Genomic DNA, 14,203 nt, shown 5'->3' on the forward strand with positions numbered 1-14,203 from the left:
TATCATGGCTCAGCCAACTCAAGTCGACATCGGCCCGTTCTCCGTTGGCGGGAGTTGCCCGCATTTTTTAATTGCGGGGCCTTGCGTGATCGAAAGCGAGAAATTGGTTATGGAGACCGCTGTTGCAATTGCGGAAATTGCCAAAGATCTTCGCATCCCATACATCTTTAAAGCGTCCTATGATAAGGCCAATCGCACTTCGATTTCTTCATTCCGGGGGTTGGGCATAAAGGAAGGATTAAAAATCCTCAAGAGAATTAGCCGTGAGCTAGGTATCCCCATTCTAACGGATATTCACGAAGTCCAGGACGTTTCTCAGGTTGCTGAGATTGTAGATGTATTACAAATTCCGGCTTTTTTATGTCGACAGACCGATTTGCTAATTGCTGCCGCAAAATCCGGTCGGGTGGTCAACGTGAAAAAGGGACAGTTTCTATCCCCTTGGGATATGGCGAATGTTGTCCATAAACTGCAAGAGGCCGGAAGTAGCAAAATTTTCTTAACTGAGCGGGGGGCCAGCTTCGGCTATCAAAATCTTGTCGTCGATATGCGCTCATTACCCGTTATGAGAAATCTGGGATACCCGGTGGTATTTGATGCAACCCATAGCGTGCAATTGCCTGGCGGGGGGGGGACGGTCTCTTCAGGACAACGGGAATTTGTGGCGCCATTAGCCCGTGCGGCGGCCGCGGCTGGATGTGACGGATTCTTTATGGAAGTCCATCCCCGTCCGGAAGAAGCACTATCCGATGGGCCAAACATGATAAGATTGAGTGAGTTGCGAGGTTTATTAGCACAACTTCAAGCCATTTGGCAGGTAACCGGAAAAGGGGAAATCTCTCCTCTTACTTGAGCTTTTACAAAGAAATATTTAAATCTTCATGAATCAATCTGAAGTAGTAAAAGAAAAGTCTGAACAAAATGATGTAATTATGGGAGAAGTCTATCTCAATCTTCCAAATTCTCTCACTCTCTTGCGCATCCTGTTAATTCCTGTCTTTGTTTGGTTATTCTCTGAATCGAGTCCTGACCGGGCACTGGCGGCCGCCCTGGTGTTTGCTTGTGCAGCTTTCACGGATTTTCTTGACGGATATCTGGCCAGAAAAAGTGGTCAGATAACCAATTTAGGGAAATTGTTGGATCCGGTTGCCGATAAACTCCTGGTAGCCTCTGGACTTATTCTTCTTGTGCAATTTCAGCGTGTTGCGGTGTGGTTGGCTATTGTGATGATTGCACGCGAAATGATTGTGACCGGAGCCAGGGTGGTCGCAGCGAAAGAGGGATTTGTGGTTCCAGCGGACTCTCTTGGGAAATTCAAAGTCATCGGGCAAATCGGAGGGATTCTGTGCCTTATTCTCCAAGGCGTTTGGGCTCAAAGTGAGGGCCCATTGAGTACTATTGGCACCGGACTGTTGTATATTGCCTTGTTTTTCTCTTTATTTTCCGGCTGGCGATATCTCATGCAAATCTTTAAGAAAATTAGTCCGCAATATTGGTAGGAGTGCTCATAAGTCGCCCGGAATGGAAGTATATTTATTAGGAGTAGTCGGCGCCTATCTCTTAGGATCTATCCCATTTGGCCTAGTCATTTCTCGCATTTTCGGAGCAGATGACCCCCGCACACATGGAAGTCATAACATCGGTTTTACCAATGTTCTGAGAGTATCAGGTAAAAAAGTAGGTATATTAACTCTAATTGGGGATTTAGGGAAAGGAACGGTTGCGACCGTTGTCGCTGGATTGGTCGGATTTCCTTGGCTCTGGATTCTTGTCATAGGCTTTTCGGTCATTCTTGGTCATATCTTTTCTATTTTTTTAAGATTTAAGGGGGGAAAAGGAGTCGCCACGGCCTTAGGAGCCATTCTTGGTATCCATCCGCTGATTGGATGGCTTCTTGTTGGTATATGGTTGGGAGCGGTATTGGTTTTTGGATATTCCTCAGGTGGCGCTCTGCTGGCTTTTAGTGTATTTCCATTCTTGGCCTATTTCATGACTTTCGACTTCTATTTTTGCTTTTTTGCTTTCGGAGTGACTGGTGTCATTTTTTTCTGTCACAAAGAAAACATTCTCCGTCTTAGCCAGGGGACCGAGAGCAAAATGAGGCTATTTTCTATTTAACATAATATTTATTATCCGACTCTGTTAAAAGTTAAGGTTTAGGATGAATTTAGGTAATTTTTCTTTAATATTGTCATTATGTTGTCTTATTTTGTGTATTTCTCCGTCACCCGCAGTCAGTCAAACAGCCAAAGAACTTAGAGGACTAGAGCTTCTGGGAGATATCGAACAGGCCATCACCAGCCTGGCTGAACGGGTGACCCCTACGGTAGTCAATATTACACCGATTCGTGAAATCGCTCAGGGACAAGGGTTTCAGCGACGGGCGCCATTTTCTCAAGGGAGTGGCTCAGGTGTTATCGTGCGGGAGGATGGCATTATCGTAACCAACAATCATGTGGTTGGGGAAGACGCCAGGGAGGCAGATATCCGGCTATCCGATAAGTCCAACATGATTGCTCGGGTAATCGGACGTGATAAAGAAACCGATATAGCCGTCCTCAAAATTGAATCTGACCGGAAATTTCCAGTTGCTTATTTCGGGGACTCCAATGCCTTAAAAGTCGGTCAATGGGTATTGGCTGTCGGAAATCCGATGGGGTTAGACCGCACAGTGACCTTAGGCGTGATCAGTGGGATTGGAAGGGAACGACTCAACTTATCCCGGTATGAAAATTTCATTCAAACAGATGCCGCAATCAATCCAGGGAATTCAGGAGGTCCGCTCTTTAACCTTCGAGGGGAGGTGATCGGGATCAATACCGCCATTATCCATATGGCACAAGGTATAGGATTTTCCATTCCAGCCGATATGGTTTCGCGGGTGGTCGATCAACTGGTGTCCCAGGGGCGAGTGGTTCGTGGGTGGCTGGGTGTCGGGATTCAAGCTCTCACGAAAGAACTTGCGGAACAATTTGGGATTAAGGAAGGCCATGGGGTTCTCGTCAACGAAGTGTATGAACACGATCCCGCCCATGTGGCCGGGATTAAACCAGGGGATATCATTGTGTCGGTAGACGACAGCTCGGTTGATTCGCCCAACCAACTGTCGAGACTTGTTGCGCGTGTTGGGCCTGGTGAGAATGCCAAAATCCTTGTGTTACGGGACGGAAAAGAGTTGACCTATTTGGTGCCGATAGTGGAAAGGCAGGAAAAATCCACGTTGGCCTCACTCCCCTTGCAAAAATCAGAGGTCACCCTAGGGCTTGATGTCCAAGGGCTTACAGCTGCCCTCGCTGAGCAATTTGAATTAGAAGAAACCGTGGGCGTGCTTGTGACCAAGGTTGAACCAGGCGGTCTCGCGAACTCCGAGGGGATTCAGGAAGGAGATTTGATTAACGAGGTTAATCGGAAAACGGTCCGGACCGTTACGCAATTTTCCGAGGAAGTCGCCAAAGTGAAGCCCGGTCAAACTATATTACTTCGGATTATTCGCAAGACAAGGGCATTTTTCATTGTGATCAAAACGCAGCCCTAAAGCCTCTCACTGTGTGAGAGGGGTTCAGTGGGACGAAACGGTTTCCTTTTCCTTTTTATGTTCTTCCACAATACGATTAAGGCAATCCTTCGGTACCTCCTCGTAGCCCGAAAATTCCATCACATAACTACCCTTTCCAGCCGTCATGGACGTCAAGGAAGGAGCATACTTCAGCATTTCCGCTAACGGCACAAAGGCCTTCACAATTTGGTTGTGTCCCTTAGTCGCCATTCCCTGTATGCGTCCACGACGCGAGTTAAGATCTCCAATCACGGTCCCCACCAAATCATCCGGGACTAGCACATCTACGGACATGATGGGTTCAAGAATCGTGCATTGAGCGGCCTCCAGGGCATGCTTGAGGGCCATTGATCCGGCCACTTTAAAGGCCAACTCCGAAGAATCAACGGGATGATGAGATCCATCATAGACAGCCACACGTATATCCACGATAGGAAATCCGGCAACAATTCCATGTTGCAGAGCCTCGATCACGCCCTTTTCCACCGCAGGGATGAAATTTCGTGGTATGACCCCACCAACAATTTTGTTGTGAAATTCAAATCCGGCCCCTCGGGGAAGGGGCTCAATTTGTAGCCAGCAATCTCCATATTGTCCATGCCCACCGGTTTGTTTTTTATATTTTCCCTGGGCCTGAGCCATACGATGGATCGTCTCTTTATAGGGGACTTTCGGCATGTGCAAGTCCACCTCAACACCATACTTGCGTCTCAGTTTGTCTAAAGTGGCATCGATGTGGCTCTGCCCTACTCCACTTAACAGCATTTCTTTTGTCTCTTCATTCCTAAGAAACTCGAGAGAGGGATCTTCTTCAACTAACTTATGAAGACCTAAACTGACCTTGTCAATTTCATTCTTGCTTTTTACCTCTAAAGCATACGACATAACCGGCCGCGCTATTTTCAGGCCTGGGAATATAATGGAATGTCGTTCATCGCAAAGGGTGTCGCCGGTTTGAGTATCCTTTAATTTACCGATGGCCACAATATCTCCGGCGGAGACCTGATTAACCTGGTGATGCTTCTTGCCCACCGAGAAAAAAAGATGTCCACCCTTCTCCTTGGTCTGCCGGGAGGCATTATAAAATCCTGAATCTGCCTGTAAGGTCCCGGACAGCACTCGCACAAATGATAGACGCCCCATAAATGGATCGATGGTGGTTTTAAAGACGAAGGCTGAAAATGGATCTTGTGGATCAGATTTTCGTTGACCTTCATCATGCGTCTGAGGTTGCAGGCCGATGTTGGGATGAAGACTGGAACGATCGGAAGGAGACGGGAGATAACGTTGTATCGCATCGAACAGGGTTGTGGTTCCAATATTGCCAATAGCAGCTCCGCACAACACCGGAACAAGCTTCCCCTCTAATGTGCCGAGCGTCAATCCATCCTGTAAATCTTCATTTGAGATCTCACCTTGGGAGAGATATTTTTCCACCAATTGATCATTCGTTTCTGCCACCTGTTCCATAGCTCGGCGCCGGAATTCATTCGCCATGGATTGGTGTTCTGGAGAAATCTCCGTTTGGTGGGTTTTGGGCGTGCCGGAAGCCGGAGTTATGACGCTCCTCGAAATGAGATCAATGACACCAGTCAGCGTGGCTTCTTCTATAACGGGAATGGTGATTGGAACTCCGGTAAATTCCAATGTTTTTTCACACTCTGCCAAAATCGAGCGATAGTCCGTTCGTTCTTTATCCAGTTCATTAATAAACAGGAGACAAGGAAGTTCGTGTTCCTGAATAAGGTCCCAGACTCGTTCGATTTCTGACCGTAGCCCTGTACTGGCCCCTACAACAAGCACCACGCCATCCACCGCCCTGAGAGCGGATTGAACCTCAAAGGCATAATCGCTCATTCCCGGTGTATCTATAATATTGACTTTTGTGCCCTGCCATTCGAACTGGCAGATGGTCGAACTAATGGAATGGTGCCTGTGGACCTCTTCAGGTTCAAAATCACCAATGGTATTTCCCTGAGGAATGGATCCCATGGTAGGGATGACTCCCGTGGAAAAGGCCAGTGCTTCACAAAGGGTGGTCTTTCCTGCCCCCGGGTAGGAACAAATGACCACGTTACGGATGGATGGGGCCGATTCGTGTGGCATGCGAACCTCCTCTCAATTTCCTTGAATTTTAGGTAGGAGAGGAAGGAGTGTCAATGAAAAAGAATAATGGCCTGTCAGGAGACCAACGCTCTTTTTGATTTTATCGTCAGTGGACCGACAGATAAGACTTCCAAAAATCTGCACGGTGATGCGCGGTAAAAAATATTCAGGAAAAATTTTCCTAGTAAATTCTGAGATTTTCTCTTGAAAATGGATTCGAGCATTTTGTTCGAAAATTCTGGCACTCAGGTTGCTCTAGTGTCGTATCCAAGAGAGTAAAATTGATACCAATTCCATGGTAGCCGTACATCGGAATCAATGAACGAAACGATGTAAGTCGTTTCAGCTCTCGCCCCTCTTTTAGTACAGGCTTATGCAGACATCAGGATCCATTGAGATCCAGGAAAAGTCTTGCGTAAAAAATTAGGTATTAACACTTATTTTTCGGTGGGGGACCGCATGAGCACATTGACACCAGGGTTGGTAGGTATAACTTCAATGAATCAATTTGCTGGATTGAACCAGATAACTCAGGAGCTAGTTCCTGGTGATCCTTCTGGAATCCGTGACCTCCCGCCACTTCCCTTCTCTTTACATTGCCTGGGAGGGGTTTGGGAAGGGTATCTTGTTGGATGGCACGAGGACAAAATGCATTTGCGTTTGACCGGATTCCCTCCCATAGAACTCTCACAGATCATTGAGTTGAAATATGGCATTTCAGGTCAGGATCATCCCCTCAAAATGTTTCATGGAATGATTAAAAATATACAAGTGGAACCAGGTCAGACCGCTTGGGAAGGGACAACTGACATTCTTTTAGACTGCCCAACAGAGAATGATGCCATTGGTTCCTTTTCGTCAGGTACGAGATTTCTGCTCCCTCAAGAAGAGAGCCTCAAGGTGCATGGACATGTTTTAAATGGTTTGTTCAATTCGGCCTGGAAAATTCATAACCACGAACTCTCCGAATCAATATCAGGTGTTTCTTTTCGTGAGAAGGAAGACGACATGAAGAATGGGTCCCTCATTCTTCAAAACACGGGCGTATCCAGCAATCGTCTCACTATTAAAAAAGGCAATGGGCAGCGGATTAGTGCCTACCATGACCAACCGATTGAGGAAAATTCAACAGAAGGACCTGTCGTCGTTATTGCCCCGGGATATGGGGAAACCAAACGGGATTATTTGACCTTGGCGTATTACTTTGCCAGCAATGGATTTCATGTCGTGCGCTATGACCACACCAATCATGTCGGCGAGAGTGATGGCCTGCACTATCAGGTAACCCTTTCATCCATGAAAAATGATTGGCAAACTGTAACCCGTTATGTGAGGGCCACTTGGCCGCACTCAGCCATAATTGGTGTAGCTGCCAGCTTAGCTTCGCGGGTCGCTCTCAAAGCCGAGGCTGAATGTCCCTCATTATCCCTCTTGATCATGCTCATGAGCATTGTCAATGTCCAACGTTCTGCAGCCATGGTTCATCAGGAAGATCTCTTTGCAACCTATGGGAATGAGCAGTGCCCTGCCTCGGCAAATTTTTTGGGCTTTAATGTGGGTAATCAATTTTTGGGTGATGCCATTGCCAACAAATTTGTCACGCTTGAGCACACACTGATTGATGCGAAATCCCTAACCTCCCCTGTCCTACTGGTTTCCGCTGAAAAGGATGCCTGGGTTGCTCCCGATGATCTTCAAGCGTTTCGGAATGCATTGGATCAACGTCTTGAGCATTGGATGGTGGTACCAGATGCTTTGCATCGTCTACAAGAAAACCCCAAAAGAGCCCGTGAAACCTATCGACGACTCATTGCGCAATGCCATGAGCAAGTGAATCAGAAAGCAGATCCTGATGTGATCCACACTCCCAATCGATTAGACTTGGGACGTCAAAATCGACGAGAAAAATTTGCGCAACAACAACAGGCCGAGACCGACGTCGGGGCCGGCTTTTGGCAGGATTACTTGGGCCACTTCCAGTCGGTAGCCCAATGCCGGGAATATGTGAAACTTCTTGATCATGTGTTTCATGCCTTAGGGCCCATCACTCCTAGCCAACGGTTTCTGGATGCCGGCTGTGGAAATGGTAATGCCGGGTTATATTTTTTGGATAAGCTTTCCTCTCCCATTTCGAATGTGATCCCGTTCCTAGAGAAGTCCATTCAATACGTGGGGATAGATGTCGTTCCTGACGCGTTGAAACGTGCTAACAACGCGATGCGTGCCGCCACCACAAAATGGCAACATAGGATGACCTCTCCGACACCCTTCGTTACAAAGGCATGGGCGCAGGTAGATTTAGCTCAGCCCCTCCCCTTTCCCGACAACCGATTCGACCGGATTGTCTCCAATCTGGTGATTGGATATGTCCAGGATCCAGGCGCTACCTTACGGGAACTGTATCGTGTTCTCGCTCCAGGGGGACGAATCGTTATTTCCAATTTAAAACCGAATGGTGACTTTTCCGGCATTTACCAGAGTCTGGTCAGTAGTGCTGCTCTCCCACAACAACGAGAGGAAGCACGGGATCTATTGAATAATTACGGGAAAATCCGACAGGCCGAAAAAGAAGGGCAATTTTGTTTTTATGATCAAACCCAATGGGAATCGATCGTCGCCACCTTGGGCTGTACGAATGCTGGTATTTTTTCAACTTTTGCAGGACAAGCGTATCTCATTGTTTTAGACAAACCAAATGTCTGCACACCAGCGCAAAAGCTAATCGTCCAAAATCCAGAACCATGCTCTACCCGAACGCAGCTGCCAGGGATTCTGAAGCAAGTGGCATAGGATGGCCCCTTTTTATCTATAAATATTTTTCAGGAGAACCGCATGGCCTAGATGGGACCTCCGTATGACAATGACTGCTTTTGATTGTACAGAAGAGTGTTGTACATGGAAGCATCAGAAGATGTCCCCCCGACATTCCTGGATTCAACTTTTTTGACTTCTGCCTGCATTTATTGTCCAATAGGCCCTCAAAGATGTCAGAGTCAATGATCTGTGTGATCTCTCATCTGTCCTTGTTTTAGACGTGAATTTTTACGCCTTCAGCGGACTCCTGAATGGTCTGGCCGCGACAGCCTCCGGCCTTATCGTCTATGCCAAAAATCCTCACAGCTCCAAGCATCAAGCCTATGCCCTGTATTGTTTAGCTGCCGCCATTTGGGGATACGGGTATTGCGCATGGCACCTTTCCTCCACTCACGATCTTGCCCTTCTCTTTGTTCGATTGTTAATGGCCGGAGCCATTTTTCTTCCGCCGGCCTATTTGTGGCATGTCCTGACCTTATTGGATGATGTAGAAGCCAACAGATGGGTTGTTCGTCTTGGATGGGGAACTAGTCTTATTTATTTCGGCGCGAATTTCACCACCTATTTCGTGGCTGATGTTCATCAGGTCGGTGGTTTTCCATTTTGGCCGCAACCCGGTCCCTTTTTCCATGTCTATCTCCTGGGGTTTGGCCTATCGACCATTTATGGAACGTGGTTGCTTTATCGGGGTGCTCGGACCAGAACCGGTCCTGAACGTTCACGATTTTTCCTCCTCACTATCGGATCAGTCGTTGCATACTTAGGGGGGATGACGACTTTTCCGCTCTGGTATGGAATTGAAATTCCACCAAACGGCACGATCCTACTGACGGTCTATACATCGGTCGTCGCCTATACGCTCCTACGATACAGACTCATGGATCTCGGGACGGCTGTTGAAAGAAGTATCACGGGAGGCCTCTTGTTAGCACTCGTGGCTTTCCCTGCCTATCCGATCCTCCTCCTTGGCCAGAGTCTGTATTTTGGGCAAATTAATATCGCCTATTCTTTTGTTGAACTCACCGTGTTGCTCATCTTGGTGCTTGGAGCGTCCTCCTTAAAGCGGGAAGCAAAAACATTAATCACGAAATCACTGTTCAAGGAACGATATAATCGACATGAAACGGTGGTACATTTTTCTAAGTCCCTCCTCTCCATATTGGAATTAAAAGATTTGACGGCGACTATTGTGGAATCCATTTGTCCCACATTAGGATTGCAATGGGGAGTTTTATATTTACGAAGTTCCAGCAGTCAGGATTATCGACCGGTCTCCAGCTTTGGAAAATCCACCACAGATCTTCCAGTTCTCTATTTGCATAAAACGCCTACGTTGCTAGAAATGTGGAGACAAGGCACGTCCTGTTTTGTCCTCCATGAATTGGAACTCTCTACCATCAACTCCGACTCTGAAGCCGTCATCGCGCAGCTCGCCCATATTGGAACAGAAGTTTGTTTGCCCTTGGTTAACAAAACCCGGCTTTTAGGTTTTTGTGTGTTTGGACCTAATACGAAAAGTGGAGGAGGGTATACGACCCAGGATTTGGATTTATTAACAACCTTATCCCAAGAAGCGTCAGTGGCGTTAGACAATGCTTTGCTCTATGAGGAGCTCAAGCGCTCCCAATCGTTAGTTCGTCGAACGGATCGCCTTCGTTCTCTGGAGACCATGGCCGGCGGATTGGCTCACGAAATTAGAAATCCCTTGACCTCGATTAAAGCCTTTGTGGATCTGGCACCTGAACGAAAGGATGATGAACAGTTTCTGGTTCGATTCAGTAAGGTTGTCAAAGAAGATGTGTTTCGAATTGAGCGGCTCACTCGAGAGATCCTGGATTATGCCAAACCGATGGAACCGTTCCTCAAGGAAGAAGATCTCAATGATATTGTGGAATCCTGTCTGTATACCCTCAGAATTCGACCCTCTCATGAATTAATTGTCGTCGAAACCGATTTGGCTCATGGGTTACCAAAGGTATTTGCCGATCGGCAGCAATTGAAGCAGGTGTTCCTCAATCTGTTGTTTAATGCCGTTGAAGCCATGCTCCCTGAGGGTGGGGTGTTAACGGTGCGGACTCGAAAGATTGGTTCAGGTGTGGCTCAGGGTTGGGTCCAGATGGACATACACGATACTGGAAAAGGGATAAATCCGGAAGACATCGAGCATATATTTGATCCTTTTTTCACCACAAAGCACTTGAGTCAGGAACATGAGGGAACGGGTTTGGGATTGGCCATTGCCCATCAAATCATTCAAGAACATCGGGGAAGTATTGAGGTCCAAAGTGTCAAGGGAGGGGGAACCACGTTTCTTGTAAATCTCCCAAGTTCTCCAGCACCCACATCAGTTTCTCCAGCCCAGAGTGTGTCCCCAAAGTCCGAACTCCCCAATCTTGATTGAAACACCCCTGTAAAGCCACGGAAGGGAAGAATTCTAAATCAGGGCATATTCACGATTTATGAGGATAAGGAATTGGGGTTGACTAGCCATACAGAACGGTTATCCAGAACGCGGAAGGCGTCCTTCAACCAATTGACCCTCCCAATCTCCGGTTCCCTTTTTCAGATGAAGAAGCCGTGAACGAGTGAGTCCAGCTCTTTGAAGCCACTCTCGAACCTCTCGCACGGAATAGGTGTTGCCCCGCTGGGTATAGAGCAACATGGAGACGGCAAAGAGATTGGCTTCAAGGGGCTGAAGTTCGTTGGGGTCCTGCAGAAAGGTATCTTGGATGAGCAGCCGTCCACCAGGATGGAGAATTCGTTTAATCTTTTTGAAAATTTTCAGGTTGTCTGCGGGGGAATAGATATGGAGGACATTGGAGTACCAGACAACATCATAGGTTCCTGAAATGCGTGCTGTTAAAAAATTACCAGCTTGGTAGGTCAGGCGACTACCCAAAGAAGACTGTTCCGCCAGCGTACGCGCGACATCCAGAGCAGCAGGCCTATCCATCACTGTAGCGTGAAGTGTTGGATTTTGTGCTAAAAAGGCCAGAGCATAGGTGCCAGGTCCCCCGCCTAAATCCAGTAGGGTGCGATCTGCCTTCAGAGAAATCTGTTGGGCAACCTCCCTGGCCGGTTGGATCGACCGGTGATGCATGGCCCAGGAAAACGATCGTCGATATTCCGTGGTTTCCGGTTCCTGGCTGTCCAGTGGCTGACCAACACGAATCACTTCCGTTAAATGAGACCACTCGCTCCATTGCCGCTGCATGAGCATCAGATAGTCCCCTTGAAAGTCCGGGCTTGACTCTTGTAGGTAGCGTTTGGAAAACGGAGTCAGTCGGTATCCGGTTTGTGATTTGACTAATAACCCTACACTGGCAAGATTCCGGCACAAGATTGCGAGTCCACGTTGGCTCACCCGTACTCGTTTGGCTAACTCCGGAATCGTCCAAACCCGATCATTCATCTTCGTAAATAAATTCAAATCTAATGCTGAGAAAATAATTCTTGGCAATCGAAAGGCATACACGGCCTCTCGAAATTGCTTGAAGGATTTAATGGAAACTGGAATCGGTTTCACAGAGATTTGGCCAATCTGAGTGAATGGCTCGCTGTGAGAATCGGATATGTAGTTAGTGCGTTGAGAACCATGTCAGGCAGGTCTTGATTTGTTGATGGAGGTCAGCAAGGTCTCCGAAGTCGACCGGGCGTTCATAGTAAGCGGCAACATGCGACTCATTCATCTCAATTCGTTCGGTGAAACCGAGGCGCATGAGTTTTGGCCGGTATTTAGAAACAGTTTGTTGTAGGTAAAATTTGGCTTGTTTGGCAAGTTCGTCGGTTCCTAAATCTTCTGGCGTCCCATCCGACAGCATGCTTTTCATATCCTCCAGATCGTATCCCGCCATGCACACCAGCTTGCCGTCGGCAGTGATTTCAAGCAACCAGTCCTCGTCCGGTAAGGGAAGGGTTAAGGCTTCCATAGAATCGATATCCATCCACCCGTGAATTTCATCCACAAGATAAATTTTGGCATCAGGCCATAGAGTTGAAGGGATGCAAGACTCACTCATGCGTTGTTCCCGTTCTGGCGCTCAGCTGGGATTCTAAAGCCCGTAGTCGCTGGGTATTCTCGTTGAGTTTTGGCAGTTGATATTTTTGGTCTATGCGTACAACTTTTTGTAAGTAGTGCACGGCTTGGCTCCATTGACCCTGGGCTTCATGGCAACTGGCAAGAACATACCAGGCACCGCCCATTCGCAGTTCATCTTTTAACCTTCGGGCCACATCCAGGCTGGTCAAGGTACAGGATTGCGCTTCCTCAAATCGTCGTTGACTTAAATACAACCGTGCCATCATACGAAAGACATCGGACTGTCCAGCTTCATTCCCGACCCGGCGCATTAAGATTAGGGATTCATGATAATAGGCGAGCGCATCCTCTTCCTTGCCCGTTTCCCTCGCGACCAATCCCAAATCAGAGAGTAAAACCGCCTTTCCGGCATAGTCGCACAAATGATTCATCAAATCCAAAGCTTCTAGATAATAGGCCTGGGCACGTTCCCATTCACCAGCATCGGCCGAAAGGTTACCCAAATTGGCTAAAGTCGTACTAATCCCCCGTTCATCCCCCAGAATTTTTTGAAGCTCTAATACCTCACTATAATAGGATCTGGCTTGTTCCCGACGACCACTCACGGCGCAAATGTTACCCAAATTGCCCAGTGTGGTGGCCAACGATCGTTGGTCTCCATTTTGACGATCAACTTCCAGAGCCTGCGCATAACATTGAAAAGCCTCTGTATAAAAGCCTTTAGAAAAATGGCGATTGCCTAAAGAGTTGAGATTGGCGGATTGAGACCAGGCCATAGGTGTTCACGTGTGGTCACAGCGCGGATGAAAAACCTTCCAGGCCATTATGAGGTTTTCGATTCAATCATTTGCCACTAATTGTTCAAGTGCAGACTTGGCTCCGGTTAGCAGGGATGTTCCATCTCCCACCAGGAGGCTATCAAAGGTATACTTTAATAATCGACGAAGACTGTCGCGGGCTTGAACAATATCAACATATTTTTCGGAAGGCAGAAGCCGGAGCGAACCTGGAGGATCTCCAATAATCCCATCTCCCACAATAAGTACCCCTTGACCCTGCTGCAAAAATAACGCGCTTTCTCCTGGAGATTTTTGATGCGAAAGCTGAACAACCCAAATTCCCCCTGGAAGCAATTCCCCATCTTTAAAGGTTTTATCAACGGGAATGGTCATCTCCTTGGCATCTAATTCCGGCGCCATTACCTGACAGTTAAACATTTTCCGGAAATTGGCTGCTTCCCGTTCATGGTCTCGGTTGGTCAAGATAATATAATCTAGAGCCCCTCCCCGCTGCGTTATGGCCCTATCACTGGCATTCATGGGAGGTGGGTCCACTAATATCCGATGTTCTCCCACGGCCAATAAATGCCCGTTAAAATTAAGCTGTTTTTCCTCAGAGAACCAGGACCATTCAGAAATATTGGGCAGAATGGTTTTCATAAAGTTTCCAGGGTTTCTTGGAGAAGGGCTGTGGTTTTGGCCTGAACGCCTGGTTCTTCTGGAAGATCCAACATGTCATCCTCATGGACCGTAATAAATTTACGATTGGAGCCTTTAGTAAGGGAAATGAGTAACAGACTGCGCGAAGGAGTGGTCGGAATGACGACCTCAACGGCCTCATCAAGGGATTTCACGATCTCAAGAAATTTTTGTTTCCCGTCTTCTAGTTCGTCCATAGTGCCCTAACGT

At 47.5% G+C, this 14,203-nt stretch carries 12 protein-coding genes; 6 read left to right on the forward strand and 6 right to left on the reverse strand.

Features of this window, described 5'->3' with window-relative positions:
• Positions 1-4 precede the first annotated feature (4 nt).
• The 4 genes from kdsA (at position 5) to LX98_RS08890 (ending at position 3,535) form a co-directional block, all read left to right on the forward strand.
• Positions 5-853, forward strand: a complete 849-nt coding sequence (kdsA, locus tag LX98_RS08875) for a 3-deoxy-8-phosphooctulonate synthase (protein ID WP_496428560.1) — start codon at positions 5-7, stop codon at positions 851-853.
• A 28-nt stretch (positions 854-881) separates the two neighbouring features.
• Positions 882-1,499: a CDP-diacylglycerol--glycerol-3-phosphate 3-phosphatidyltransferase gene (gene pgsA / locus LX98_RS08880; protein WP_496428561.1), complete on the forward strand. Its 618-nt coding sequence runs from the start codon at positions 882-884 to the stop codon at positions 1,497-1,499.
• Positions 1,500-1,521: 22 nt separating this feature from the next.
• The gene (plsY, locus tag LX98_RS08885) at positions 1,522-2,118 is read left to right on the forward strand and encodes a glycerol-3-phosphate 1-O-acyltransferase PlsY (RefSeq protein WP_496428562.1); all 597 of its coding nucleotides are present in this window, start codon (positions 1,522-1,524) and stop codon (positions 2,116-2,118) included.
• 91 nt (positions 2,119-2,209) lie between these two features.
• Positions 2,210-3,535 carry a trypsin-like peptidase domain-containing protein gene (locus tag LX98_RS08890; RefSeq protein WP_496428563.1) on the forward strand — a complete coding sequence of 442 codons (1,326 nt, stop codon included), beginning with the start codon at positions 2,210-2,212 and terminating at the stop codon, positions 3,533-3,535.
• A gap of 24 nt (positions 3,536-3,559) precedes the next feature.
• Here LX98_RS08890 and fusA read toward each other — a convergent pair whose 3' ends face one another.
• Entirely contained in the window at positions 3,560-5,662 is a 2,103-nt protein-coding gene (fusA, locus tag LX98_RS08895) for an elongation factor G (protein WP_496428564.1), read from the reverse strand.
• A 498-nt stretch (positions 5,663-6,160) separates the two neighbouring features.
• On the opposite strand from fusA, the gene LX98_RS08900 reads away from it, so the two are divergent.
• Positions 6,161-8,452 (forward strand): methyltransferase domain-containing protein, encoded by a 2,292-nt coding sequence (locus tag LX98_RS08900; protein ID WP_496428565.1) that lies wholly within the window; start codon positions 6,161-6,163, stop codon positions 8,450-8,452.
• Positions 8,453-8,696: 244 nt separating this feature from the next.
• Positions 8,697-10,877, forward strand: coding sequence for an ATP-binding protein (locus LX98_RS08905; protein WP_496428566.1), 2,181 nt, complete (start codon positions 8,697-8,699; stop codon positions 10,875-10,877).
• A 99-nt stretch (positions 10,878-10,976) separates the two neighbouring features.
• On the opposite strand, the gene LX98_RS08910 is transcribed toward LX98_RS08905, so the two are convergent.
• The 5 genes from LX98_RS08910 to LX98_RS08930 all read right to left on the reverse strand — a co-directional run bounded on the left by LX98_RS08910 (position 10,977) and on the right by LX98_RS08930 (position 14,190).
• Complete coding sequence (locus LX98_RS08910) at positions 10,977-12,002, reverse strand: methyltransferase (RefSeq protein WP_496428567.1); 1,026 nt, start codon at positions 12,000-12,002, stop codon at positions 10,977-10,979.
• 52 nt (positions 12,003-12,054) lie between these two features.
• Positions 12,055-12,495 carry a hypothetical protein gene (locus LX98_RS08915; protein WP_496428568.1) on the reverse strand — a complete coding sequence of 147 codons (441 nt, stop codon included), beginning with the start codon at positions 12,493-12,495 and terminating at the stop codon, positions 12,055-12,057.
• Entirely contained in the window at positions 12,488-13,291 is an 804-nt protein-coding gene (locus tag LX98_RS08920; protein ID WP_496428569.1) for a tetratricopeptide repeat protein, read from the reverse strand. Before LX98_RS08920 ends, LX98_RS08915 begins: the two co-directional genes overlap by 8 nt.
• 63 nt (positions 13,292-13,354) lie before the next feature.
• Positions 13,355-13,954: an MBL fold metallo-hydrolase gene (locus tag LX98_RS08925; RefSeq protein WP_496428570.1), complete on the reverse strand. Its 600-nt coding sequence runs from the start codon at positions 13,952-13,954 to the stop codon at positions 13,355-13,357.
• Positions 13,951-14,190, reverse strand: coding sequence for a hypothetical protein (locus LX98_RS08930; RefSeq protein ID WP_496428571.1), 240 nt, complete (start codon positions 14,188-14,190; stop codon positions 13,951-13,953). Before LX98_RS08930 ends, LX98_RS08925 begins: the two co-directional genes overlap by 4 nt.
• Between the last annotated feature and the right edge of the window lie 13 nt (positions 14,191-14,203).

The sequence above is a fragment of the Nitrospira marina genome (assembly GCF_059568365.1).

What these genes read in the sequence shown, in the direction of transcription:
- pgsA (WP_496428561.1), top strand. Translation starts at nt 882, where the DNA reads ATGAATCAATCTGAAGTAGTAAAAGAAAAGTCTGAACAAAATGATGTA.
- LX98_RS08915 (WP_496428568.1), bottom strand. Translation starts at nt 12,495, where the DNA reads ATGAGTGAGTCTTGCATCCCTTCAACTCTATGGCCTGATGCCAAAATT.
- kdsA (WP_496428560.1), top strand. Translation starts at nt 5, where the DNA reads ATGGCTCAGCCAACTCAAGTCGACATCGGCCCGTTCTCCGTTGGCGGG.
- LX98_RS08930 (WP_496428571.1), bottom strand. Translation starts at nt 14,190, where the DNA reads ATGGACGAACTAGAAGACGGGAAACAAAAATTTCTTGAGATCGTGAAA.
- LX98_RS08925 (WP_496428570.1), bottom strand. Translation starts at nt 13,954, where the DNA reads ATGAAAACCATTCTGCCCAATATTTCTGAATGGTCCTGGTTCTCTGAG.
- LX98_RS08900 (WP_496428565.1), top strand. Translation starts at nt 6,161, where the DNA reads ATGAATCAATTTGCTGGATTGAACCAGATAACTCAGGAGCTAGTTCCT.
- plsY (WP_496428562.1), top strand. Translation starts at nt 1,522, where the DNA reads ATGGAAGTATATTTATTAGGAGTAGTCGGCGCCTATCTCTTAGGATCT.
- LX98_RS08920 (WP_496428569.1), bottom strand. Translation starts at nt 13,291, where the DNA reads ATGGCCTGGTCTCAATCCGCCAATCTCAACTCTTTAGGCAATCGCCAT.
- fusA (WP_496428564.1), bottom strand. Translation starts at nt 5,662, where the DNA reads ATGCCACACGAATCGGCCCCATCCATCCGTAACGTGGTCATTTGTTCC.